The organism is Candidatus Polarisedimenticolaceae bacterium (assembly GCA_036275915.1).
GTDB lineage: Bacteria > Acidobacteriota > Polarisedimenticolia > Polarisedimenticolales > DASRJG01 > DASRJG01.
Map to the genome: position 1 here is coordinate 62,192 of DASUCV010000017.1, position 24,561 is coordinate 86,752.

The following is a 24,561-nucleotide window of genomic DNA, read 5'->3' on the forward strand; positions in this document are numbered from 1 at the left end:
GAACGTTGTTAGATGACCTCTTCACTTCGGCAACGATGGAATAGGGCAGCTCGCCCCCGGAGACGGTCGGCTGCGACGTGCTGTCATGCGGCGTTGAAGACATCGATGTATTCCGATTACTGGACAAGCCCAATTACCTTTAGGTAAGGAGAGGGTCTGGTTGCACGAGCATCGCCCCAAGGCATCCTGCGTGACTTCGGATACGAGCAGTACAGAAGGCGCTTGGATCTCGTAACCCCAACAAAGGCATTGCGTCGCTCCTCATCAAGTTCCGATCCCTTCGCTCGATAGTCGGGGAAAATGCCCTCCGCCATCCCGACCAGACAAACGACTTCGAATTCCAAGCCCTTGGCGGAATGGACCGTGAGCAATGCGACTCCATCCGAGTTGCGTTGCTGAGTAGTTCCGAGGGCAAGCGCGCTAAGGAAACCGGCGACGCTAGGGTTTTGCGCAGATGCGCGAAGGTAGGTGTCCCATTCTTGTAGCAAGACCTCGGTGTCGTCGTAGATGGCCTGGCGCTCATCGTCTCCCAGCGAATCAGCAAAGGCCCGAAGCACGCGCGTCGGCCCCTTGATGTCTAGCCGCTGGGTCGGGGACACAACCTTAGCTAATGCCTCAACGCTTACCGCCCAGTCCGACGTTTTCGCCCGGGACACGACCTGCCGTAGGTACTCAATGAGGCCGTCGTGATCAATCGGTGGCTCACTGTTTGTACTGACATCCCATTTCTTGAGCAGCGCCGCGAGGTGAAATCTATCCTTCGGATTGGCGATCAGCCGCATTCCCAGTTGGAAGCTGTCTGCAGCTTTGGATTCATTCTCGTGAATGACTGAGACCCGCTTGTAATAAGGAATACTCCCGTTCTTCAACGCCTTCTCGACGTGCAAAAGGGCGAAGCGGGTGCGAGCTAAGACCGCGCATCGGCTCCAGGAAATGGACCCCTCCACATCTCGGTGTCCATGCTTCGAAAGCTCCTTTAGTTTCGCCACAACTAGGGAGGCTTCATTCTCCTCATTTTCACCCACCAAGAGCCCCAACTCGCCGGCAATTGGCAATTGTCCACTTACCGAATAGCTCTCTTGAAGCGATGATGCCGCACGGACAATTGCTTTCGAGCTCCTGAAGTTTTCTTTCAGCTCAATCGTCGCCGCGTTGAACTCTTCCGCAAAACGATCCATAAACTTTGGACTGGCCGTATTGAACCCATAGATCGACTGCTTCGGGTCGCCAACCATCATCACGTTCTTGAATTCATCGCCGCACATCGCCGTGAGGACTGCGTACTGTGCTTCGTTTAGATCTTGTGCCTCATCGATGCAAACATATTTGAAGAGCCGGCGATAGAAGTCGGCTACTTTCGGATACTCCGTAAGCAAACGGTAGCTAAGCAGGAGAAGGTCTTCAAAGTCATAGGCATTGCAAGCCCTGAGGCCGGCGTTGTAAGCCTCCATGATGCGTTGATTGAGTTCCAAGTCTGCAAACGGCTGCGAGATTGGATGTGCCTTGATCAACGCGATGCCTCGCAACCACCTATCCAGAGTTTCGCTTCTCGCCTTCGCGTCCCCCGATCTCATCAATTCTTCAGTAAGCAGCGGGTCTGCCGCTACAGCCTCCATCAGGATGCCTTTGCGGTCAGCCCAGTGCTCGAACAACTGGGGAGAGCCGCTAACTCCAACGTGTTTGCCGCGCTCCGAGAGCATGGTTAGACAAAATCCATGCAGGGTCCCAATGAACACCCGATCTAGGACGGAGCCTAGGTCTTGGAGGCGCTCTCGCATCTCATTGGCGGCCTTATTCGTGAACGTAAGAGCTAGAACTCGAAAGTGACCGGTTTCGTTTGCCAGTCGACGGACACGTTCTGTCAGTACCCTGGTTTTTCCAGAACCGGGGCCTGCAACGACCAACAGTGGGCCGTCGCCGTGATCAACGATCAGTTGCTGCGTTACCGACAGCCAAGCGTGTGCCAATGGCTAGCTCCTGCTCAAATCGAAGCGCTTGGAGATTTCAGCGAAGAATTGTGCGACGGTTGTGGGTACGCGACGGGCAGCATCTGGGAGGGCCGCTATGACTTCGGCGAGAGATGTCGCAACGCTCCCCTTGTTGCCACGCAGAGCGTCAATGGCAGCCCTCTCACGTCCTCCGGCAGACGTGTAGTCCCGAGTGTACTCAACGCCAGCCTTCTTTGGCCCCGGTCGTCCGTTGTGCTCCTTGATGTACTGATCAATGAACCCTGGTTCGAATACTCTGGCGAGCGCTTCTTCGATCTGCGGCAGGTAACCGTCTCGAACAAGTTCAGCCTCGATGTCCCCTTTCTCGGGGATTACCGTTACCTCGCAACGCGTCTTGTAGTCTGCTATTCCGATTTTGGCTAGCGACGAACTGAGCTGCTTTAGTGCAGCGTCTTCACCGTCGGAATAGATGAACCACGGAATTCCAAAGCTCTCGGCAAGCCAAACGAAGGGGAAGTAGTTGTGGCCCGCCACGCCAACAAAGCTAAAACCGAGTTCGTGGACAGTCTTGCCCCAATACGCATTGGCCCAGATTGGGAAAACCAACTCTTCGGTGACGATGCCCTCGTACAAGATCAGGGCCCGCGAGAAGAGTAGGTCGCCTCTGGTCGCGACAACTTGGCGTTCCACGGCTCGTCGCTCATCATCTGTGATCTTGGAAAGATCGAGCTCGGCGACCGTGCTTTCGCTTTGAGTACGCCCGATCAGGCGAAGATCGGCAAGCCCTGCTTGCCCGGAAATGTACGGTGAATGTGTACTGAGCAGGCGTTGAGCCGAGACCGTGGCAATTTGGTGATATAGGGCTCTCTGGGCTTGAGGATGTAGGTGAGCCTCGGGTTCTTCCAAGGCTAAGAAGGCATGAACGGCGTCGCCTGTTGCCTCCGCTTGTTTTTTCTTCCACTCTACGTAGGCCCGAAACACCAGAAGCGATGCGAGGCTTCGCGTTCCCATGCCATGCTTGGCCAAGGGGAAAGGCTGGGCGCCCGGAGTTGACAGTGTCACATCCACTCCGCGCGATAAGTCTCGCAGCGTTCGCGGGACGGGCGAGATATTTATCCCGGCCTTCTTCGCAGCGATTACGTCTTCGAGATTGACGAGGTTCTGGTGAATGTGTGTGAGGACACCGCTCTTGGAGACCAGTTCCTCGTTTAGCTTGGTGAGCGCGGCCTCAAAATCTTTTATCTCGGCGTCGCTCAGCCCCAAGTCGTCCGTCAAGCGCCTCCAGAACGAGCCCCTTGCCCGGAGGTCATTCTCCAAGTCTCGTTGAGCGTCGATGTACGAAACGGCCATTGGCTCAATCTGTGTGCTGACAACCGCATGCGCCTCCTCCGTGCCAAGCCAATCCGCGAAGGGCTTCCAATCTTTTAGGAACTTCCTAGAAAGGGCATACTCGCCCCTCACCGGATCCCACATCAATGTCGTTCGAATGCCGACAAAGTCGTGTACCGCCGAATCCTGCGCGATGCCGTGACCCCAGAGCGCCGTCCAAAAGCTACCCGCAGGGAACGAGTCCAGCACCGCACCATCCTCTCCGATGGGCCTGATCAAGACATCGACTACCGCCTTTCGATCCTTAGGGAGACTGGGCTCGCCGAAAGTGGTGTGGATATCGTCGACGCCTATCAACTTGCGGCCGGCGCCGAGCGCAACGTTTATCGCATCTAGGAGGTTAGTCTTGCCAGCATTGTTGGCGCCCACAAGCAATGTGAGATCGCCAAGCCGTACCGACACGTTTCGGAATGATCGAAAGTTGCTAATGCGGAGCTCGAGAACCGATATCCCGCTTGAAACGCCCGTCATTCCGCACTCGCCATCATCCGGAAGTTTCTCGCCGCCTGGCGGGGCTGATCATCCGCCCCAGGGCTCGGTAGTCCGAGCGGTCGGACGTTGATCTGGTTCAAGCACCGTTTCGGGACGATTCGAACGACGCGAGAATCGCCGCCTGAAGGCGTCGCTTCACCCCTGGCGAAGCGTCCAACAGTTGGCTTGGCGACGATTCTCGCCCACACGATTTCAGCGCTTTTCATCTGCGACAAAAGCTATCGCTGTAGGGTCAAGCAACCCGTACGTGTGGATGAGTGCGGCTAACGGCCTCACTACGTCGAGCTTCCCGTATTGCTTCTGGTGGTTGAGGTTGTGCATCAGCGACGCGATTGCTGGCGAAATCGAAGAGAGGATCTCCGGGATGTTCTGATCTGGATTGTCGTTGAAGAAGTGCCAAAGTTTCGCGGGTGGCTCCGGAGCCTCGTTCGTGACCCAGGTAATCCACTCTTCCACGTAGGGTACCTTGAGCCGCCAATGGGTTAGGTTGCGGTAGTCCAGGCCGACCCAGCGTTCGAGGCAGCGACGAACCTGATCGCGAAACGCTGCCGCCTCATGCTCTTTGACTGAGACCGACACGATCGGATTGCCCAGGGGCACGCGATAGCTAAACCCATCACCCGGCCGGGAACCATCCGAGGCATTTGGCAACGGGGATGCGCGATAGCGATTCTGCATCGATCGGCCTTCCGCTTCAGTGAAATCACCGAGCGAAAGATCAGGGACCAAGACGACTTCACCAGGCATTCCCTTTTGCCACGGCACCCACCACATGAATTGAGTGCTGTAGAGATTGACTCTCCATTCCTTGAGATCGACAACGCATACAACGAATGACTGCTGCTGCTCGTACAGCCACTCCAGTTCGTAGCGCTTCCAATCGCCCCGGTCGTTCATACCGCCGTATCGGATCTCCGGGTCACTCCTGGACTTCACTTGAACGCCAAAAGCCCGACCGGCGAAGAGCGCGTGCCGTTCGCGTCGCGTGAGGGTGCACAACAGGTCGTACCCGAAGTCCATAGGCACCGGGACGGGGACGACGGCCGCGACGCTTGACAGTACGTAGGTCGCGAAGAGCTGCGCGCGGTTGCCTTCCCAGAATGACGCCAACTGCAGACCCGTCACGGTTAGCCTCGGTGGTTTCTCTTGCGGGCTGATGGAGGGGCGCTGTGCGAAATGCGTCGTCCAAGATCGGACTAGACCCCTCCTTCAGCGTGTGTCGCGAATTCTACGCCTCTGGGGTGGAAACGATGGGCCATTCTGAGTGGCTTTCGCATGGATGCCCGTCACGATGCCCAAGGGCTCGCGAGGCTGGCGAGCGACCTGCTCCCATTCGCTGGACCGGAGTTCGCGAGAGTCCGGTCCCATGCGTCCCATGCAGACATCGTAGCGGGAGGTCGATGGGCGGTGTAGTAGCCGCCCGTCGAGCTTCTGCTGCGCGCGGCGCGAACTCCTCCGGCGTCATGTTGTCCAACGAGCTGTGAGGCCGGACTTGATTGTAGTCCCGTCGCCACACCTCGATCTTGGCCCGGGCGTCGTGGAGGCTGAGTACACGAAATAGTTTCTCGGGTATACGGCCTCCTCCGGGTGATCCGCTGCAATCGACGCGCGGCCGAATTCAAGTCGCCCTGGGCCCCGATGGATCTTGGAGTGCCCCACCAGACTGACTGACGCGCAAACCTACTTGCCCATGACCACGAACCTTAGAAACCTTCCCGCGGTGACTGCGCTATACGTGTCCAAGTCGCGTGTAAGCCGAACCAGCTGGCTCGAACTCTGCTGAAGCAGAGGAACCAGGGCGTCGCGACTGCTTTCTAGCTGACGAACTGCGAGCTCACACTCCTGTTGGGCAGCGACGATTTGAGTCCCGATTTGAGCCTTCTGATCGACAGATGCGCTTCTCGCCGCCCGCTCTAGACTGACCCGTTGCGTTTCGATCCGTGTGATTTCTTCGCCGATCGGACGTTGCTTCGCTGCGTGGGCCTGTTCGATCGCCATGCGTTGATGCTGCGGAAGCCCGAGCACCACCTTGTGTCGCACGGCAGCTTCGAGTGCGCCGCGCCACTGGGAGAGCGCCTGAAGCTTCTGCGGTCCCAAGCCGTAAACGTGAATGCGCCGGCCGTTCGGTAGGACTAGGTCGGAGATGGGTGTGCGGTGCGCTCGGCCGGCAGCCCGGATAGACACACTCCGAAAATCGCCTGCAGTCCGGATTCCCGAAGCCGCAAGACGAGATTTCAGCTCGTTCCCTAGCCCGTGGATGTTTGCACCGGCGATCCAGTGTGCCTGTAGCTCACGGTCCACCGCAGCCTGGTCGGCAGCTGCCGTCGCCTGCGCAATCTCCGTCCGAAGAGCCCCAGCGAGATTCGCAGCTTGATCACGAAGCTGTTTGAGTCTCGTCTCCAGCCCAGTCGTTTGTTGCTGTAGTTGCTCCCTGATGCGACGTTCCGCCGCTCCGGACTCTCGTTCTAAGGTGCTCCTGCGCTCCGCGAATGCCGCCTGACGCTTCGACACCTCCGCCTGTATGCTAGCGATGCGCTGCTCTGTCTTGGTTTTGTCTGCACGCAACGCTCTCGCTTTCGATGCTAGTCCACGCTTGGCCACGACGAGAGGATGGCGACGAAAGACAGCCCAGGTCACGCTTCCACCCAAAGCGAGCAACCCCGCCACACCTACTGCGGCGCTGCGGCCCGGCAATGTGCCGAAGCGAAAGAGTGCGGAGAGCGCGAGCACACCGGCTAGGCAGACCGCATTCCAGATTCGAATCAACGCCCCGTCCTGGAAGGCGGCAGCCGGTAGTGGAGGCAGATGCGTTTGAATCCATCCGTCCCCTTCTGTGTACTGACTACCGGCCGCACCGCTCAGTGGCGCCTGCGTTCTCATCCAGTCAGGAATGTTTCGTCGTGCCGACGCATCTAGGTTCGGCAGTCTCTTGATGGTTTCCAGGTCAAGCCCGATCTGTTCTGGGTCAAACGCCGGAAGTTGGGTTGGTGACAGTTGCGCAATTCGCTTGATTAGATCGCCGGCCGCTGACAGCGTTGCCTCGCTCGACCCACGCAGCTGCGCAACGAGCGGCGAATGAGTCGGGTCCTCAAAGTCCCCCTCAGCGAACATCAACGACTCGGAACCGCTGTGGCGATTTAGAAGCCACATTGATGGGGCCGCGGCAATCACGGCCAACGAGCCGTATATAACCCATGCCGAGAACCGATCGAGCGTCGCGTCAAACTGTTGTACTCCTCGTTTGGGAGATTGGTAGTTTCTGTGCCCTCGCTCACCGCTCGGCCCGACAGCCGCAAGTTCCGGAACAAACATTCCGTCGTAATCAACGAGTCGTATTGATGCATCTTTCGTGACAAGAATGTTGCCATGCTGAAGGTCACCGTGAGCGATGCCACGTTGTTGCATGTCAAGCACCACTTGGGCGAAACTCTTCGCTACCGATGCAATTGCCTGCTGATCGCCAAGATTCTGTTCAACGTATTGAAGTAGACCGATTGCATCGATCCATTCCATCTTGAGTATCGGAAGCCACACTCCAGCTACGAGGATTCCGGTCTCGATGTACTCGAACCGGACCGCCCACGGTGGTTTCTCGGATTGAAGCACGCTGGAGACCGCCGCATATCTTCGCGCCTGGTGTTCGACTGAACGTGTGAAGCACTTGATTGCGTATCTCTTCTTGGACGGAGTGGTCACCCGAAAGACCGCTGCGAAATTGCCAACGACTGGTCGAGGCATCTGCAACGCGTCCAAATCTGGCAATGACGATTTCAACTCCGCGTCTCGAAAGCAGAGTTGCGGCTGGGAGATCGCTTCTCGGTATTCGCCTGGCGTCGGTAGGCGAGGTTTCACTTTCTCCAAGCCTCAGTCAATCATGTCGAGTCGCATCAGCGTGGTGTCGTCGTTTCGGAGTCCGCGGTCCCGTCGCAGTTCGTCAATCCAGTCCGTGAAGGAACGGGTATCGTGCGCCCCAAGCTCCTGAATCTTCGGCCAAGGATCGTCTCCGCACTCGAGCTGTCGCAGAAGCCATGCCGCTAGTGCGTCCGTTGCTAGGAGAAATTGATCCCCACTCCTCCAGGTTCCTTGGACACGCTCCGCCGGACGAATCGGTTCGCCCATTCGGCTCGAAATGAGGTTGGGTGTGGATCCGAACTCGGAATGCTGCGTTAGAGGAAATTTCTTGATGAGTTGCCCGTCGCGGACTACAAACAGATTTGTGTCCCCAATCGCCTCGAACAGGTATGTGCGCGACTCCCCGTTACGCGCCCGCTTTGAGATCCTGCCAACGATGAGTGTTGACTCTGCTCCACGATCCATCACTGGTTCTTCGTACCATTGAATGGGTCGCCCAGATTCGCTCCGCTGACGGACGTACTCCAAGAGCTCTGATGCCCAAACCGCTCTAGCGTTCTCGATCCGCCTGCGAAGTGGAAGGCGAGGTGGGGTGGCAAGGACTCTTGAAAGGGTCTGCGCCCATCGTCCGGACAGATAGCTCTCAGTCGCTCCGTCGCAGAGTGCGAGGGAAAAGGTCTCGCTGTCGAGCGCGCGTTCAGCTTCGTCCGGATACCCGGCGTCGTCGCACTCGTCGGGACGCGCCCCCACTTTCGGCACCCGGAAGGTGTCCAGATGCAGTTTGAGCACCTTCGGACCTATCGGAGGTCGGATGCCCGCGTGCCGATATCCAAGAACTGTACGATGGCCGTGGCATCCGCGTTAAACACGAACCCTCTAGTTCCGTCGGTAGGATTCATACCCTGCTGGCGTGCATAACCCGAGAGGCCAGGAGGGAGTACGCTCGAAATTCTGAACAGCAGCTTCGCATGCTCGTTTGGAAGTCCACTGTCAGAATCCGGAAACAGGACCGGATGACTGCGGTCGGAAGAAATATGCAGGTTGAAGAGCAGGACATTGCCATCCGCGCTCAGTAGTGTCGTTAGCGCGTCGGCAGCCTGGGTTGGATCGCCGTCGGTGGACTCCCCGTCAGTGAGGTGCAGGACAATAGGAGGGAAGCATGTCGGATGCGCTGTGAGCCATCCGTCCACCACTGACCGCGCTCGATCGAGAACCTGGCACATCGGCGTTCCGCCATTCGCGGTAGGCGACACCCACACTGGGAATTTGACCTTCTGCGCCACGAGGCCGCCGGCACCATCGGGGATTTTCTTCTCCCGCTCCTCAACCCGCATCGGCGACGACGCGATCTCGCTGATTGGAATCACGTCTCGCCCAGCAAGGCTGCCGCCGAGAATTGGACCCACAGTCGCTCCGTAACCAAGGACTCCAACGTTGAAATAGTCACGGACGCCTTCTTCGCGGGCACACCGCAGAGTGAGCTCCGCGAGAAGCCTGTTAAGAGAATCCGCAACGACTTCGGACTTGCGATGCGCCGATTCACCTCCACCGACGGGATCCTGCATCGAACCAGACTGGTCGACGATGAAAAGAAACGCCGTCGGATTGGACCTGTCGATCGCCGCGCTATAGCTCATTCCTCTCCCCCAAGTAGACAGCCTCGCACTCCGCTGAAAAATGGGGCCAAGTGTACTTTCGGAGCTAGGTGTCGCAAAGCCCCATCAAAACTGCCGATGCGGGAGGCCGTTCTCCGGGCGGCGCCAAGCGTGCCCCGTCGAACCCTGATTGACGGGTCCTCGTCGGACAGTCGACAGCAAGCGACTCTTCCTTGCTCGCCTGCGCGAGTGCCGGGACACGATGGGAGTAAGATCGAGCGAAACTAACAAGAGGCATCGTGGGCTGGCGATTCAGGAAAGTCTTCAGTAGCGGACCGGTGCGCGGTACGCTTTCCCGGAGCGGGGTGGGCTGGAGTGTCGGCATTCCTGGCTTTCGGGTGGGAATTTCAGCGACCGGCCAGAGGTACGTCTCTATCGGGGTTCCTGGGCTCGGGCTTTACTGGGTGAAGTACTTCGGAGGTCGGCGACTTCCTGCTGGTCCGAATCCAACTGCTCCGACCCCGACGTCAGGGCAGCCACCCCAGCAATCGACCCCGACCTCCGGGCAGCAACCCCAACGTACTCAGTCCACCAATTCTCAATGGTGGAGGAATCGCACCTAGGATGCGTTTGGCTCCAAAGTGGTCGCGCTGGAGCGCGATGCTTCCTCCCGCGTGGTATCGCGTCTCGTGACCGCGTCGTAGGCGGCTAGCACGAGAGATTTCAGTCGAGCTTTCACGCCTGGCGAGACATCCAGAAGCGGGCGAGAGACCGGCCGGCCGTCCTTCATGTATGAAGTCTCTGGTAGCCCAACCCAAGGCGACTCACCGTCCTTTGCGACTACCCGAAACCTTGGGATTGCGATCTCGCCAATGGACGTGGAGAACGACACGGTTGCTGTCGCTCTTAGCTGACCGCGCTCTAGGAGCGCGATATCGACTCTCACCCCGTCAGGAATCATTTGAACCTCCGATTGTCGAAGTCGACACACTCTTCCGGTCAAGCAACGGGACCCGCCTCTCGGCGGCCGTCCCATATCGATCGAGAGGAGACTCGCTTCGCTCTCGACGACCACTTTTAGATTGGGGCTCCGGAAGCGATGTGCCCCCGGAGCCCCGCGCAGACGCTTCCGTCTGCCCCATCCGGCTCAGGAGTGGTCAACCTGGCCGAACCCTTGATGGTGGCGCGCCACTCAGAATCGGCAGCGCCATCGTCCCTTTGAGACCTCGTCACGAAAGAACCGAAGCACCTCGGGATCGACGCCGCGCCGGTGGCAGCTCTCGGCTAGTCCCCTCGCAAGGGGCAGCAATCGCCACCTCCGCTGCAAGTGGCGCCCCCGCGACCGCGTCTCTCTGAACCATGGGCCACCGAAGTCGATTTCTCCGCCCTTCACGACGTACTTTGAGACGTAGCCAAGGACCTGCTCCCGGTTCCGCGGCGCTTCGATGCGCGCGAACCCCGCTAGCTTCGTCCAGCGGTCCATCCAGGTGAGGCGTCGAAGATTGCCGACGTCGCCAAAGAGCGCATGAAAGTGAATGGTCCCTCGGCGTTGGAGCTCGCATCCACGGACCCAACTGACACCAAAGCCTCTCTTCGCCCAACGCGGGCCGTGAAGCTCCCGATTGATTAGGGAGACGAACAGCATGAAACGCTTGTTCGCTGTCTCGGGGTGAACGATTCCGTTCCGAAACGTAAACGTGCCGATCCACTCCCAGGGGTGTTTCAGGAGAAACGCAACCCAAGCGTCCTTCAGCGAACTTGATTGGAGCCGTCTGTCGGCAACTGCCGGCAACACCTCTTCCTTGTTCGCCTCTTGGAAAACCTGTGGACAACCCGTGGAAACTGGGTGGAGTCGCCGTGGTCGTTCGTTGGAGTCGACGGGATCGGCGCTTTGGGCAGGCAAGCGTCTTGACCCGACGGCGTCACGCTGCGATAGTGACTCGTGCAAGCTGTCTCCTGTTCGCGGCCCGGCAATTCCCTCCAAGGTCGTGCCGGTGTCGCGCTGACGAAGCCTGACCGCACTTCGCGTTCAGGCTTTTTTTCTGGCTCCTCGTCGGTGACGCCAACTCCGCTTGCGCGCCTTGATCTAATCGTCGAGCGCTTCCGAAGCGTCACCCTCTTCCTCGACGTCGCCTTCTTCGTCGTCATCCTCGTCGTCTAGACCGAGGGCATCGGCGACGATTTCATCGAGCTCTTCGACTCGGAAACGCGCCTGCTCCAAGGCGTCGCGAAGCTGACCGTTTTCCCGCTGCAGCTCTCGTTTCGTCATGCACGATTCCTCACGTCCGAATGCGTCGGGAGTGTCATGGGGGGCTCTGAAGTGCTTGCGCGTCGACGACGCTTCAACCATTCGTCGAGCGTGTCGATGTCGTAGCCAACGGCGCGCGGGCCAAGCTGAACGAACTCCGGCCCGTTGCCCGTTAGGCGGCGCTTCTCAAGTGTTGACGCGGCCAGACCGATGTATGTCGCCGCTTCCGGGGTCCGGAGAATTCGCTTCGCGGTCATCGGTCCCTCTATCACCGGGGCGCATCGCCGGGCGAGAGAAACCTACCGCGTGATTACGTTGGCGATTCCGTCACGATTTCAATTCGCAGCCGGAACGTTTGTGATGGAACTCTTTGGGCCGCTCCGCTTCCACGACTTGGGAACGAACTTGCGCCAAGCATCGATGAACGCCACGCGCGAGTAGTTTGTTCCGAGTTCTCGGTTGGCGTCGGCCATCGCCTTCTCTTTGCGCGAAGGTTGAACCCCCACCGCGACCAATCGCTGGACCCATTCCGTCGTTCGCCGCTTTGCCTGTGCTCGCGGTGTCCCCGCGAGCGCGTACCGAAGATCGGTCAACTCGAATCCTGGTCCTGCCGCAATTCCATGTCGAAGGTTGACGCTCAAGCTCTGCCAGCGCATCCGGTGGACTTCCACCGGTCCAGCAGAAGCGGGAGTGCGGTTGTCGAAACCCGTAGCAACCAGCGTCCCGCTGCGCAGTAGGCGGAGGAGTGCGTCTTGTGCCGTCGCGCGTTTCGATAGGAAGTCCAGGTGCGCGATATTGCGGGGATCCGATTGCACTTCGCTCGGGCCTCCGCTTGGAAGGGTCGCACCGCTACACTCCGCCAGCTCTTCCGCGAGCTCCCACTCGCGAGTGCATTCATTGCTCGCGCCGTTCAGCGCAGCAGCCTCACTCGGGCAGAAGATCCCAAGTGCCTCTTCATACGGGTAGCTTCGTCGCCGCAACGCGCCGGCGACGTCGCGGCGCTGCATGCGCGGGTTTGTCACCGGGCGCTGCTCTCGGGATGTCGTCTTTCGCGGAAGTTCCACAGTGTTATCTCCTATATCTGGCGCGCTCCGACGGAAAGAAGCGCTTCCGGGGTGGCCTGAGTTTCGACTTCCGGCATCGTCCGCACAGCCCTATTCGCAGCCAGAGGCCGAAGAGGGACGATTACTACCTGTTTCCCGGTAGCGGTCAGCGCCGCAGCGATGCGTGCGGACACGCTTTCGGCCGCGGTCTGATGTGGGTGATCCCCAAGGTGTGCGTAACGAGCTGTCGTCGTCGCCTGCTTGTGGCCGAGCAGCGCGCCGATAACAAGGAGGCTCGACCCTCCGATTGCAGCAACGCTGGCAAAGGTGTGTCGCAAATCGTGAAGGCGGACGTCGACCATGCCGGCATGCCGTCGGATGCGATGCCAAACGTGCGGAAGTCCGACGAAGTGACTCGGCTCCATGCTTCGGCCTGGGAATACGTAGGGGTTGCCGGCGACACGCGGCAATCCATCCAGGAGCTGGACCGCGCAAGCGCCAAGAGGAACGATTCTTGGTCCCGTCTTCGATTCTGTGAGTCGAAGGCAATTGCGGGTGCTATCGACATGCTCCCACTTGAGGGTCACGATCTCGGAGAGTCGACAACCTGTGAACAACAACATTCGAATTGCCGCCGTCGCAAACGGGGAGACCGGGATCGCGTGGAGAGGACGCCGCCCCCGGGGTTTATCGCGGGTCAGCAGTCCTTCCTCCTCCGCGACGCTCAGCGCCTCCCCCAGCCTTGCTAGCTCGGTATCGGATAGGAACCGTTCTCGCCGCTTCTCTCGAAATCTCTCGACATGCCGGCAGGGATTCGTACCGTCCGCCCGTATCCCCCACTTCTCGGCGAGGTTCATCATTTTCGAGAGGAGCGCTAGAACCCGATTCGCCTGGATTGGTGTCGGCCCCAATTCGAGGTGAAGGCGCGTCGCGTCCACTCGCGTGACGGCCATGACCTTGAGATTGCCGAGCCGCGGCTTGATGTGCCTCTCAAGGAGTCGTTTGTCGTCGCGGACGCTGTTCGGTTTCTTCTTCCGCTCCGCGTGGTCGCGGATGTAGCGCTCTGCCAATTCCTTCACCGTTAGCGCGCGCCTCTCCGACTGACGGACCTCTGCGGGGTCTCCGCCCTTGGCGACCTCGACTTTGAGCTGGAATGCCTCTTTGCGCGCGGCATCCGGCGTCCAGGGCGCTCCGTGGCGCCCGATGGTCACCCGCCTCTTCCGCCTCCCCTTGGAGTACTGGAAGACGTAGGACCGCGTTCCGGCAGGGGTGACTTTGAGTCCGAATCCCGGCAGCTCGGAGTCCCAGCAAAATGTGTCGCGCAGGGCGGGCCGGAGCGCGTCGATCGTTCTCTTAGTGAGCTTCGTTCCCTTCACTCGACGTCCCACTGAGTCGGAGTCAGTAGGTTCCGCAGTCACCCTGTAGTAACCCTGCGGCAACCGTTCGCGAAGGTACGAGGGGGTACACGCGGATACAAGGGAAGAGGTCAACTCATTGAAAAAAAGAGACTAGAGGAAACTTGCGGAAACAGCCGGCAAGACGCGAACGGCGTTTCGTAATCAGCAGGTCCCCAGTTCAAGTCTGGGTGCCGGCTCCAAAACACCTTGATCCTTGACTTCGACCCGCGAGGCGCGTAGCTAAGGCAGGCGTGCGCCCCGCACGAGAAGGAGGTAGAAATGAACGAACGAGCCCCGATGGTCTTGGATCTGGAAGTGGAGGAGATCGAGAGACGCGAGCGCTCAGGCGGATGCTTGACCTCGTCGAGCACCTCCCGGCTGTGCACCTGTGCCTGTCGCTACACCACCACGATTTCGGCGCAAGCGAAAAGCTGAGCGTCGCGGAGGATACCGATGAAGGATCAGACCCCGTTCGTCCTGGATCTCGAGGTGGAAGAGATCGAGCGCCGCGAGCGCAGCGGCGGATGCTCGACCTCGTCGAGCACGTCGCGTCTGTGCACGTGCCCCTGCAGGGAAACGACGACGATCCTCACGCACGCCAAGAGCTGAGGAACGCGCGACCGGAGGATGGGGGTTCTCCGGTCGCCGCGCGCCATGCGCCCCGACGAATCCTGCCTCTACACCCTCTTCCACGCGCCGAGGGAGCACCACGAAGCGATCCTCGCGCGCTTCGTCATCCCGATCGTGCGCGAGCTGCGCGATGCGGGCGACCTCGACTGCATCTTCTTCGCGCGCTACTCCGAGCCGGATTGGCAGCTCCGCTTCCGGGTCCTCGGGCGTCCGGCGTGGGTCGACGGTCCGGTCAAGCGCCGCATCCAGTCATCGCTGCCCCAGGTGATCGATGCCGGCCTCGCGACCCACGTGGATTTCGCCCGCTACGAGCGTGAGTGGGACCGCTACGGCGGCGAGCACGGAATGATGCTCGCCGAGCAGATCTTCCTCCACGACTCGCTCGCCAGCCTCGACCTCATCGAGGCGGAAGGCCGCGGCGAGCTCGTGAAGAGCCGTCGCGAGTACAGCCTCCTCTTCGTCGAGCGATTCCTCGATCTCGTAGGGTTCGATCGCCCGGCGCGCCTCGCCTTCTACGAGTTCGGGCATTCGTGGCCGATCCGGGACGGAGATTGGACCCCCTTGGACATGGAAACGCTTTCGGCGAAGTACGAGGCGCTGAAGCCCGGCCTCGTCGAGCTGCTCACCGGGTCCGATGACGTCTGGGGCGGACCGCGCGCGGCGGCGATCGCGACCGGAGCGCTCTCGGCCATGGCCCCGGTCGCCTCGCAGGTGCGCGCCGGCCTCGCCGACCGATCGATCACCGCGGATCCGATCAACCTCGTCTGGAGCTACATGCACATGCACTGCAACCGCCTCGGGATCGACGCGATGCCCGAAGCGATCCTCCGCTACTTCATGTGGCGGCTCCACGACGAGGTCGATCTCGCCGCATGAGGCGTCTTCTCTTACTCAGGCACGCGACGCGTCCGTTCTCTTCGCTCCACGACATCGCCGGTGCTTCGGACGGGCGCGCGGCCGATGTACTCACCGGCGCTGAAGCACGCCTCGACGACGAGGCCGATGCGCTCGTGGCGCTCCTCCACCGTGAAGCCGGGCCGAGTTCGGAAGGTGGTGCGCCACGGAGGAACGCGATCCTCGCGCTCAAACGCGACGCGCACAACCGGCGTCCGCTTCGATCCGAGGATCTCGAGACCAGCGGCCTCCCATGCGAAGGATACCGAAGCTCTCTCGCCGATCTCGCGGCGGCGGAGGCGGAATGGGCGCGCGCGTTCGACGACGGCGAGGATCGCGCGCGACGTGCCTTGACGGGAGCCGTCCGCGATCCGCTCGTCCTCGCCGGCCTCGCGTCGGCGAGCGGGCCGCTCGCAGGGAAGCTCGCGCGGCTCCAAGCGGTCGCAGCCGAGCGCTGGGGACACGGCGAGCGGCACGTTGCGGCGAAAGCGGCGGCGTACCTCGCGCGGTTCGCCACCAAGACGAGCCCGAACTCGGTCTTCTGCGCCGTCGGGCTCGCGTTCGCCGACGACGGGCCCGCCGCCCTCTCCGGCACGCCGTCGATCGCGCGGATGGACCTGAGCTTGAGCGTCGCGGAAGCGCGGAAGATCGCCGTCGTCGCGGCGGGCGATCCCGCCCTCGAACCGATCGTGCATCCACGGCCGAACCCCACGCTGCGCGAGGCGGAAGGCGGGCTCTCGTTCTGGCGCTTCGCGTCCCTCAGGCGCGCCGACGACGATGAGACGCTGTCGCGTGTGAAAGATCATCCCGTGCTGCGGACGGCGCTCACGGCCGCGGCGTCGCACCCCACGCTCACCGATCTCGTCCGTGCCGTCGCCCAAGCCTCGGGGATCGATGAGGCGTCGGTCGCGCGCTTCATCGGCCAGATGATCGAGCGCGGCGTCCTCGTCGGAGAGGTCGAGATCCCGTTCACCGAGCGCCGTCCGCTCCGCTACGTCGCGCTCGCGGCGCGGGCCGTCCGTCCCCCGCCCGCGTGGGTCGCGTCGGCCTTGGCCATCGAGGAAGAGGTCGATCGCGCCCAAGACCTCCCGTTCGAGAGCGACGAGCGCGCGGCCGCGATGAGCGGGATCGCGTACGCCCTCGAGTCCCTTCCTCACGTCCGGCCGTTACGCTCCGACGAGTTGTTCCGGATCGACGCGGCGTCGGCGCTGTCGCTGCGCCTGCCGATCGCCGTCGCGCTGGATCTCGAGCGCGGGATCCGTCCGTACCTCCGCCTGTTCACGGCACTCTACCCGGCGCGCCGCTACCTCCAGGGGTGGGTCGACCGATTTCTCTCGACGTTTCCCGCGGGCCACGACGTTCCGATGCTCGACGTTTACCAGGCGATCACCGAGCAGGACGATTCGTACCGCCCCGCTGCGTTCCCCGAGCCTGCCGCGAACGATCCCGAGGATCCGTCGCGCCGCGCGCTCGCCGCCGTCCGCAACCTCGTCATCGAGCGCGCACGCGCCGGCGGTCCCGTCACGCTCGACGACGCCGACCTCGACCGTGTCGTCGGAACGGGGCCGGCGTTCCGGTGGGCGGCCGGCATCCTGTTCCAGATCGCGGCTCGCGATCTCGCGAGCCTTTCATCCGGCGACTACCGGATCGTCCTGAACGGAGTCTTCCACGGCGCGGGCCTCTCGCTCTCCCGCTTCGCGCACCTGCTCGGCGACGACGTCGTCACCGAGCTGAAGCGCGCGTGGTCGGTCGTCGAGCGACCCGGCGCGATCGTCGCCGAGCTCACGTACAACCACGGCGGACGCACGGCGAACGCCGGTCTCAGGCCGGCGATCTTCGAGCACGAGATCGAGCTGCCGGGGGATTGCGCCTCCCCCGGAGCGCGGACGATCGCGCTCCGCGATCTGGCCGTGCGCTGGGATCCGGAAGGCGATCGGTTCGTCCTCTTCCGGGTCGCGGACGGGGTCGAGGTGATCCCGGTCATCAACAGCGGCGTGAACCCGGTCGGCTTCGTCTCGTTCCTCGTCGCGATCGGCGAGCAGGGGCTGCAGCCGGTCTCGTACTTCCCCGGTTTCGAAGCCGACGGCGTCACGCATTGGCCCCGTGTGATGAGCGGACGCGTGATTCTCTTCCGTGAGCGGTGGACGTTCGGTCCTGCCGACCGCCCGCCCTTGGCCGCGCGCGGCGACGACCTCCGCTCGTTCGCACGCGGGGTCCTCTCCTGGCGGCGGCGCCACGGCCTTCCGCGTCACGTCTTCGCGTTCACGACGAGGGAGCCGAAGCCGCGCTACGTCGACCTCGCGTCGCCGCCGTTCCTCGATCTCCTGCGGCGCGACCTCCAAGCGCTCGGAAGCGAGCCCGAAGGCCGCCTCCACGTGAGCGAGATGCTCCCGGGGCCCGACGAGCTGTGGGCCGGCGGGCACGCCTCCGAGTTCCTCTGCCAGATGAGCGGCGAGCTACGAGGGTAGCGGCGAGCCCGCCCGCCAGCGCGCGCGATCGAGCCGGTCGATGAGGTCGAAGACCTCGCCGCGGCTCGCGTGCGTCGTCAGCACGAGGAGGTCGCCGGGACGCGCCCACGCGAGAGCCAGCTCCGCCGCCTCGACCTCGCTTGCGGCGTGGAGGATGCTGCCCGGGTCTGCACCGAGCCGCGTCAGCTCGTCCGTGATGACGCGCGGGATCTCCCCCACGGCGCGGCCGCGCAGGTAGCTGCTCATCTCCTTGACGACGACCGCGTCGGGCCGGAGACGGAACGCGGCGCGCACGAGCGCCCGGATCGCCTCATCGTCCCGGTCCCCCGCCTGTCCGACGACGAGCAAGCGCCGCGCCGCGCCGAGCGTCTTGGCGACGTCGACGAGCGCCTCCATGCCGTGCGGGTTGTGCGCGTAGTCGATGAGCACCGTCGCCCCGCCGAGCGGGATCACGTTGAGACGGCCCGGGTTGTCCTCGCGCCGGCTCCGGAATGAGGCCAGGCCCGAGGCGACGGCGGAGTCCGGGAACCCGAGCGCCCGCGCGAGCAGCGCGGCGGCCATCGCATTCGCCACGTTGTGCCTCGCCGCACCGCCGAACGCGGACGGGATGCGCTCGACGTCCAGGAGGCGTCCCGCATCCGCGAGCGCGAACCATGCGACCGGTGCTCCGACCTCCGCAGCGCGGGCCTTCAGGATCGGATCGTCGGCGTTGAGGACGACCGTTCCCTCGGGCTTGACCGCGCGCGCGACGACCATCTTCACGTCGGCGATGTCGTTCAATCCATGGATCCCGAACTCGCCGAGATGGTCCTCCGCGACGTTCGTGATCGCCGCCGCGTCGATGCGCGGGACGACGAGGCCGCGCCTCTGGATCCCGCCGCGCGCGGTCTCGAGCACGGCGACGTCGACGCGTGCGTCGCGCAGAATTCGTCGCGCGCCCTCGGGGCCCGAATAGTCGCCCGAGCCGATCGCCTCGCCGCCGACCGCGAGGCCGTCGGTGGTGCTGAGGCCGGCGCACCGTCCCGCGGCCGCCGCGATGGCCCCGAGCATCCGCACGGTCGTGCTCTTGCCGTTGGTCCCGGTCACCATCGCCACCGGAACGTCGTGCACGCGCTCCCACGGCACGTCTCGCGGCGGCGGCAAAGACTCGATCGGAAAGGAGACGTGGCCCCCTCCCATCCCGAGGCTGACCTCGTGGCCGTCGGCGACGAACGCGACGCCTCGCCGGGCCGCTTCGTCGCGAAGCTCGATCAGCGCGGGATTCCTCTCCTCAGCGATGCTGCGGCCTAGATCTTCGAGCGCACCGTCGCCCGCGGCATCCCACGCGGCCTCGTTGACCTCGGTCGCGGCGTAGAGTGCGTCGGGGGGTGCGGTCAGGAAGAGGCTGAGATCGCCGCCCGAGGCACGCCACGACGTACGCTCGCCCTCCCACCCCACGGCCGCAAGGAGCCGGCGCGCCGCCCCGTTCCAGACGCGAGCGACCGTCTCGGGCTCTTCGCCTTCGAGGCGCACGTCGAGGATCGCCCCGGGCGCGTCGCCGAACAGGCTCGCGCCCGTCAGACGCCGCGAATCGACGCGGACCGCCATCGCCGGGCCTAGTCGTCCGCGTCCAGGGGAAGCCAGACGCCGCGCTCGTCGCGCATGAGCGGCGCCGCCGCGTCGTAGACCGGGACCTCGTCGTCCGAGGGCAGCGCAACCGGCGGGGCCGCGGCACGTTCGGGAACCGCCGCCGCCTCCGGGCGGAAGTAGATGATCTGCTTCCAGCAGCGGTTGATCGCGTCGCCGAACACGAGGAGGAGATCGCCCGGGGCGCAGGCGCGGAGCGCCGCGTCGACGGCGTCGGCCTCGCTCGGAATGACGGCGATCGCCTGGTCCGGCACGCCGTGCTCGAGGAGCGCGTCGCGCAGCATCCGTGGGATCTCGTCGGCGCCGCGGCCCCTCAGGCCGTCGTCACGGCGACAGACGTACCGGTCGAAGACGCCGGCGGCGTGCCGCGCGATCTCGCGGACGTCCTCGTCGCGACGGTCTCCCGGAGCGGCGAGGACGCAGGTCTTCCGCCCCTTCGTTTCGAGGCGGCGCACCATGCGGCACATCGCCTCGACCGCGGCGGGATTGTGGGCGTAGTCGAGAATGACCTTGAAGCCGTGTTCGTCGAAGATGTTCATGCGGCCCGGCGCCTGGAAGAACGAGGTGTCGAAGGTCCGGAGGCCGTGGCGGATGTTCTCGAGCTTGACCCCCATCGCGTAGGAGATCGCCGCGGCGAACATCGCGTTCTGGACGTTGTGCATCGCCTTCCCCTCGATCGTCGCGGGGATGAGATGCGTCCAGAGGAGCGGCATGTGCGCGCCCTTGTCGTAGAGGGTGATCATCTGCCCGTTGATCCCCTCCTCGAGCACGACGGCACGGCCGCCGGCGCGGATGTGCTCCTTCACGAGGCCGTGCCCCGGATTCATCGTCGCGTAGCAGATCGACGCGGCGTCGGTGTGCCCGGCCATCTTGAGGCAGAGCGGGTCGTCGGCGTTCAGGACCGCGGTGTCGCGCGCGACCTCGATGATGATCCTCTTGACCTTGGCGAGGTCCTCGAGCGTGCCGATGCCCCGCAGCCCGAGGTGGTCGGCGGACACGTTGAGGCACGCCGCGACGTTGCACCAGCGGTAGCCCATCCCCGCGCGCAGCAGACCGCCGCGCGCCTGTTCGAGGACGGCGACGTCGACCGACGGATCGCGCAGGACCATCCGCGACGCGATCGGCCCCGTCATGTCGCCGTCGACGGTGCGGTGCCCGTCGATGTAGACGCCGTCGGTCGTGGCGAGCCCGACCACGTTCCCGTTGAGCTTGAAGACGTGCGCCACCATCCGCGCCGTCGTCGTTTTGCCGTTGGTGCCGGTGATCGCGGCGATCGGAATGCGCGACGGCGTCCCCGGCGGGAAGAGCATGTCGATGACCGGCCCGGCAACATCGCGCGGCGTGCCCTCGGAAGGGGCGACGTGCATCCGGAACCCCGGCGCGGCGTTGACCTCGCAGATGGCGCCGCCGGACTCGCGGTACGACTTGCTGATGTCGTGCGTGAGGAAGTCGACGCCGCAGACGTCGAGACCGATCGACTTCGCCGCGCGCACCGCCATCTCGCGATTGTCCGGGTGCACGATGTCGGTCACGTCGACCGCCGTGCCGCCCGTCGACAGGTTGCCGGTCGCGCGGAGGTAGACGACCTCGCCCTCGGGAGGAACCGAGGCGCGGTCATGTCCCGCCCGCGCGAGCAGGCGCTCGGCCTGCTGGTCGAAGATCAGCTTCGTCAGGACCTTCTCGTGCCCGATGCCGCGCCGCGGATCGGCGTTGACGAGCTCGACCAGCTCCTCCACCGTGTGGACGCCGTCGCCGACCACGTGCCCCGGGACGCGCTTGCTCACCGCGACGAGCGCCCCGTCGACGACGAGCATGCGATGGTCCTCGCCGGTGATGAACCCTTCGACGATGACGCTGCGCGCGTGCTGGCGCGCCTGCTGGAAGGCGGCGCGAACCTGCTCCGCGTCGGCCATCCCGATCGAGACGCCGCGTCCGTGGTTCGCGTTGTAAGGCTTGAGCACCACCGGATAGCCGATGCTCTCGGCGGCCCTTACCGCTTCCTCCTCGCCGGTCACGAGCTTCTGCTTGGGGACCGGGAGGCCGAGATCGCCGAGGAGGCGGTTCGTCTCTTCCTTGTCGGACGCGATCTCGACGGCGATGTGCCGGGTCTCGCTCGTCACCGTCGCCTGGAGGCGCTTCTGGAGCCGGCCGTGGCCGAGCTGCACGAGCGAATACTCATTGAGCCGGATCCACGGGATCTCGCGCTTCTCCGCCGCCCGGACGAGCGACGCCGTCGACGGCCCGAGCGCGCGGCGCTGCGCGAAGCGGATGAACGCATCGCGCTCCTCGGCGAAATCGAACGCGGCGGGAACCGCGTGCGGAGGGCGAAGATCCTCGGGCAGGAGCGAGGCGAGCAGCGTCAGCGCGAGTCGGCCGGCCTCCGTGCCGACCTCGGCCTGATCGTACTCATAGACGATCTCGTACTGGCCGGCGGCGTCCGCGCTCCGCGTCTTGCCGAACGTGACCGGCGTTCCAGCGACGTTCTGCAGCTCGATCGCCGCGTGCTCGAGGACGTGGCCGAGCCACGTCCCCTCGTCCTCGCGCATGCGCCGGAGGAAGCCGCCGGGCTCGCCGTACGAGCAGCCGTGCTCCGCGAGCCCCGGCAACGCCTCGACGAGCTTCGACTGGAAGCCGTCGCCGAGCCGGCCGGTCGGCCACGCCTCGAGCGGACCCAGGTCGACGACGAGACGGATGACGGGGAAGCGCGCGTAAAGGCTCGGCCCGAGATAGACGGAGCGCTGGACGACCTTCACGGCGCTACTCGCTGCGCACGCTCGACGCGGCGCGCGCCCGGCGGTTGTCGAGATCGAACTGCCCGCCCGCGGCGAGCACGTGGAGCTGGACGCCGAGAATCGAGACCGCCTCCCCCTTCTTGATGGCGTCGATCGAGGTGTGCTGGATCGCGCCGGGGTCGACGATCGTGACGGCACCGCTCCCGGCGACCTCGATCACGTTGTCGCCGTCGAGGAACGCCGCCGTGTCCTCGTCGAGGCCGATGCCGACCGCGAACGGGTTGTACGCGAGCGCGGTGAGAAGCCGCCCGAGGCGGTCGCGCTGCCGGAAGTGCTGGTCGACGATGATCCGGTTCGTGAGGCCGAGGCCCGGCACGAGCGTGACCATCCCCGCCCGCGGGGTCGAGCCCTCGTCGCCGAAGGCGATCATGTGCTCGGAGATGAACGCCGCGCCCGCCGACGTGCCCGCGATGTGGACGCCTGCCGCGTTGAGCCGCCGGAACGCCTTCGCCGCCGGCGTGCCGCCGAGGACGGTCGAGAGGCGGAGCTGGTTCCCGCCGGTGAAGAAGATCCCCTGCGCCTCGCCGATCGCCTCGATCCAGGACTCGCGCTCGCCGTCGGCCCGCGTCTCGAAATAGAAGATCCGGACGCCGCGCGCGCCCAGGCCCTTGAAGACCTCCTCGTAGCGCCGGCCCGTATCCTCGCGCTCCGAGGCGGTAGGCACGACGGCGATCTTGGCGCGCCGTCCGCCGCAGAGATCGACGAAGCGTCTGAGAATCTCAGGGTCGCGAAGGTGATCTTCGGCGCCGCCGATGGCCACGATCGACCCCCGGCGGCGTCCTTCTTCGACTCGGGACGGGCTCACGCGGTCCTCCCCTCAGGAAGGCACATGATGCCACGCCCCGCCTGAGCGATCAGAGGTGGCCGCTGATCGTGTAGGGCAGCGACTGCTGACCCGTCGCCGCGGCGCACGTCCGTGAAACCTGGAACAGCACGGTCGTGTTGTCGCTGTAGGAGCCCGATCCCTGCGTGATGATGCACGTGCCCGCGACGTTCGTCTGGCACGAATACGTGTGACTGTTGGTGATCACCGTCAGCTTGTAACACGCCGGCTGGTTCGCTCCGGTCATCGTGAGCGTGATGCTCAGGTCGTCGATGCAGGTGAACCCACCGGTCGCCGAGAGCGACATCCAGTCGGGAGCCGAACCGGAGACGGGGTCAAAACCGGTCACGGCCGGAGTCAGGTGATTCCGCGTGTCGTTGATGATCTTGCCGCCGAAGCTGAACGTGTCGCCGTCGTTGCAAGACTTCGAGCCTTGGCTCACGGCGTTGCCCTGGATGTGGTTTCCCGTGGGCGAATCGAGGGCCTCGCAACCGTCCGACGGATTGACGTCCACGTCGTAGTTCTCGCCCTGGCAGGAGAACGTGCAGCTCAGAGACGCGTCGCACGTCACGTTGTCCGCGGGCTGACCGTAGCCGGGACAGACGAAGCCGCACGCGCCGCAGCTCGTCACGATGGAGGGAAGCTCGCAGCCATCGCTCTGGTTCGCGTCCACGTCGCAGAAACCCTGGTTGCACGTCGCCGAGCACGCGCCGCCGAGACAAACGTTGGAGGCGGTACCTGCATTCGTCAGGCAGGGTTGGCCGCACGCGCCGCAGTTGTTCGCGTCGCTCGTGACGTCGGCGCACGTCGTGCCGCAGCAGTAGCCGCCTTCGCATGACGCGCTGATGGAGCACGCGGCACCGGCCGATGACGAGCACGACAGACCAGTCCTCTGGACGTTGTGGGAATCGGTGCCGAGGTCGCCGCCGCACGCCGACTTGGAGCGCACGAGGTAATAGAAGCCGGTTCCCGGCGCGGGCAGGTCGGAGTCGGTGACGACCGACGACGTCGCCGTGTCGTTCGAGTCGACGCAGGATCCCGCGGTGAAGCCGAACGGACTCGTCGCTCGGATCACGTCGTAAACGATCTGGGTTCCGCCGGGACTGGTCGGCGCGGCCCACTGGAAAGAGGTCGGCGCCTTGCCCGAGAGCACGAAGGACGTCGCGTCGCCGGGCACTGCCCACGTCGTCGCGTCGACGGGCCGGCAGTCGACCGCGTCGTCGACCCCGTCACCGTCGAAGTCGGAAGCGCGGGCGCCCGTGAATGCAAACCAAAGACAGAAAACGGACATGGAGATGGCGAACGCGGACCTCATCGACATGGACGGAGCCCCCCATTTGTAGGAGGAAGTACAACGCACGAT

At 63.7% G+C, this 24,561-nt stretch carries 15 protein-coding genes and 1 pseudogene; 3 read left to right on the plus strand and 13 right to left on the minus strand.

Going from position 1 to position 24,561, the window contains the following annotated elements; all coding sequences use genetic code 11:
• Positions 1 to 116: 116 nt before the first annotated feature.
• The 9 genes and pseudogenes from VFV19_13120 to VFV19_13160 form a co-directional block, all read right to left on the minus strand.
• Positions 117 to 1,967: an ATP-dependent helicase gene (locus tag VFV19_13120; protein HEX4825241.1), complete on the minus strand. Its 1,851-nt coding sequence runs from the start codon at positions 1,965 to 1,967 to the stop codon at positions 117 to 119.
• 3 nt (positions 1,968 to 1,970) lie between these two features.
• Positions 1,971 to 3,809: an AAA family ATPase gene (locus VFV19_13125; GenBank protein HEX4825242.1), complete on the minus strand. Its 1,839-nt coding sequence runs from the start codon at positions 3,807 to 3,809 to the stop codon at positions 1,971 to 1,973.
• Positions 3,810 to 4,022: 213 nt separating this feature from the next.
• Positions 4,023 to 4,955, minus strand: coding sequence for a hypothetical protein (locus tag VFV19_13130; protein ID HEX4825243.1), 933 nt, complete (start codon positions 4,953 to 4,955; stop codon positions 4,023 to 4,025).
• Positions 4,956 to 5,274: 319 nt separating this feature from the next.
• Positions 5,275 to 5,379, minus strand: a pseudogene (locus tag VFV19_13135) (integrase core domain-containing protein).
• 131 nt (positions 5,380 to 5,510) lie between these two features.
• A complete protein-coding gene (locus VFV19_13140) occupies positions 5,511 to 7,343 on the minus strand; it encodes a hypothetical protein (protein ID HEX4825244.1) in 1,833 nt (610 codons plus the stop codon).
• Positions 7,344 to 8,479: 1,136 nt separating this feature from the next.
• Entirely contained in the window at positions 8,480 to 9,319 is an 840-nt protein-coding gene (locus tag VFV19_13145; GenBank protein HEX4825245.1) for a vWA domain-containing protein, read from the minus strand.
• A 2,044-nt stretch (positions 9,320 to 11,363) separates the two neighbouring features.
• Complete coding sequence (locus VFV19_13150) at positions 11,364 to 11,546, minus strand: hypothetical protein (GenBank protein ID HEX4825246.1); 183 nt, start codon at positions 11,544 to 11,546, stop codon at positions 11,364 to 11,366.
• Positions 11,547 to 11,860: 314 nt separating this feature from the next.
• Positions 11,861 to 12,532: a hypothetical protein gene (locus VFV19_13155; protein HEX4825247.1), complete on the minus strand. Its 672-nt coding sequence runs from the start codon at positions 12,530 to 12,532 to the stop codon at positions 11,861 to 11,863.
• 68 nt (positions 12,533 to 12,600) lie between these two features.
• Entirely contained in the window at positions 12,601 to 13,944 is a 1,344-nt protein-coding gene (locus VFV19_13160; GenBank protein ID HEX4825248.1) for a tyrosine-type recombinase/integrase, read from the minus strand.
• Positions 13,945 to 14,418: 474 nt separating this feature from the next.
• Here VFV19_13160 and VFV19_13165 point away from each other — a divergent pair, with 474 nt between their 5' ends.
• From VFV19_13165 to VFV19_13175, 3 genes are read left to right on the plus strand one after another with little or no spacing between them, the layout of a single operon-like run.
• A complete protein-coding gene (locus VFV19_13165) occupies positions 14,419 to 14,574 on the plus strand; it encodes a hypothetical protein (GenBank protein ID HEX4825249.1) in 156 nt (51 codons plus the stop codon).
• A gap of 18 nt (positions 14,575 to 14,592) precedes the next feature.
• Complete coding sequence (locus tag VFV19_13170) at positions 14,593 to 15,471, plus strand: thiopeptide-type bacteriocin biosynthesis protein (protein HEX4825250.1); 879 nt, start codon at positions 14,593 to 14,595, stop codon at positions 15,469 to 15,471.
• Positions 15,468 to 17,957, plus strand: coding sequence for a lantibiotic dehydratase (locus VFV19_13175; protein ID HEX4825251.1), 2,490 nt, complete (start codon positions 15,468 to 15,470; stop codon positions 17,955 to 17,957). The genes VFV19_13170 and VFV19_13175 overlap by 4 nt, the downstream gene beginning before the upstream one ends.
• Here VFV19_13175 and VFV19_13180 read toward each other — a convergent pair.
• From VFV19_13180 to VFV19_13195, 4 genes are read right to left on the minus strand one after another with little or no spacing between them, the layout of a single operon-like run.
• Positions 17,946 to 19,544: a Mur ligase family protein gene (locus VFV19_13180; GenBank protein HEX4825252.1), complete on the minus strand. Its 1,599-nt coding sequence runs from the start codon at positions 19,542 to 19,544 to the stop codon at positions 17,946 to 17,948. The two genes, VFV19_13175 and VFV19_13180, sit on opposite strands and share 12 nt — an antisense overlap.
• Before the next feature lie 8 nt (positions 19,545 to 19,552).
• On the minus strand, positions 19,553 to 22,336 hold the full coding sequence (cphA, locus tag VFV19_13185) for a cyanophycin synthetase (protein ID HEX4825253.1): 2,784 nt from the start codon (positions 22,334 to 22,336) through the stop codon (positions 19,553 to 19,555).
• A gap of 4 nt (positions 22,337 to 22,340) precedes the next feature.
• A complete protein-coding gene (locus tag VFV19_13190; protein HEX4825254.1) occupies positions 22,341 to 23,180 on the minus strand; it encodes a cyanophycinase in 840 nt (279 codons plus the stop codon).
• A 49-nt stretch (positions 23,181 to 23,229) separates the two neighbouring features.
• Positions 23,230 to 24,519: a hypothetical protein gene (locus VFV19_13195; protein HEX4825255.1), complete on the minus strand. Its 1,290-nt coding sequence runs from the start codon at positions 24,517 to 24,519 to the stop codon at positions 23,230 to 23,232.
• Between the last annotated feature and the right edge of the window lie 42 nt (positions 24,520 to 24,561).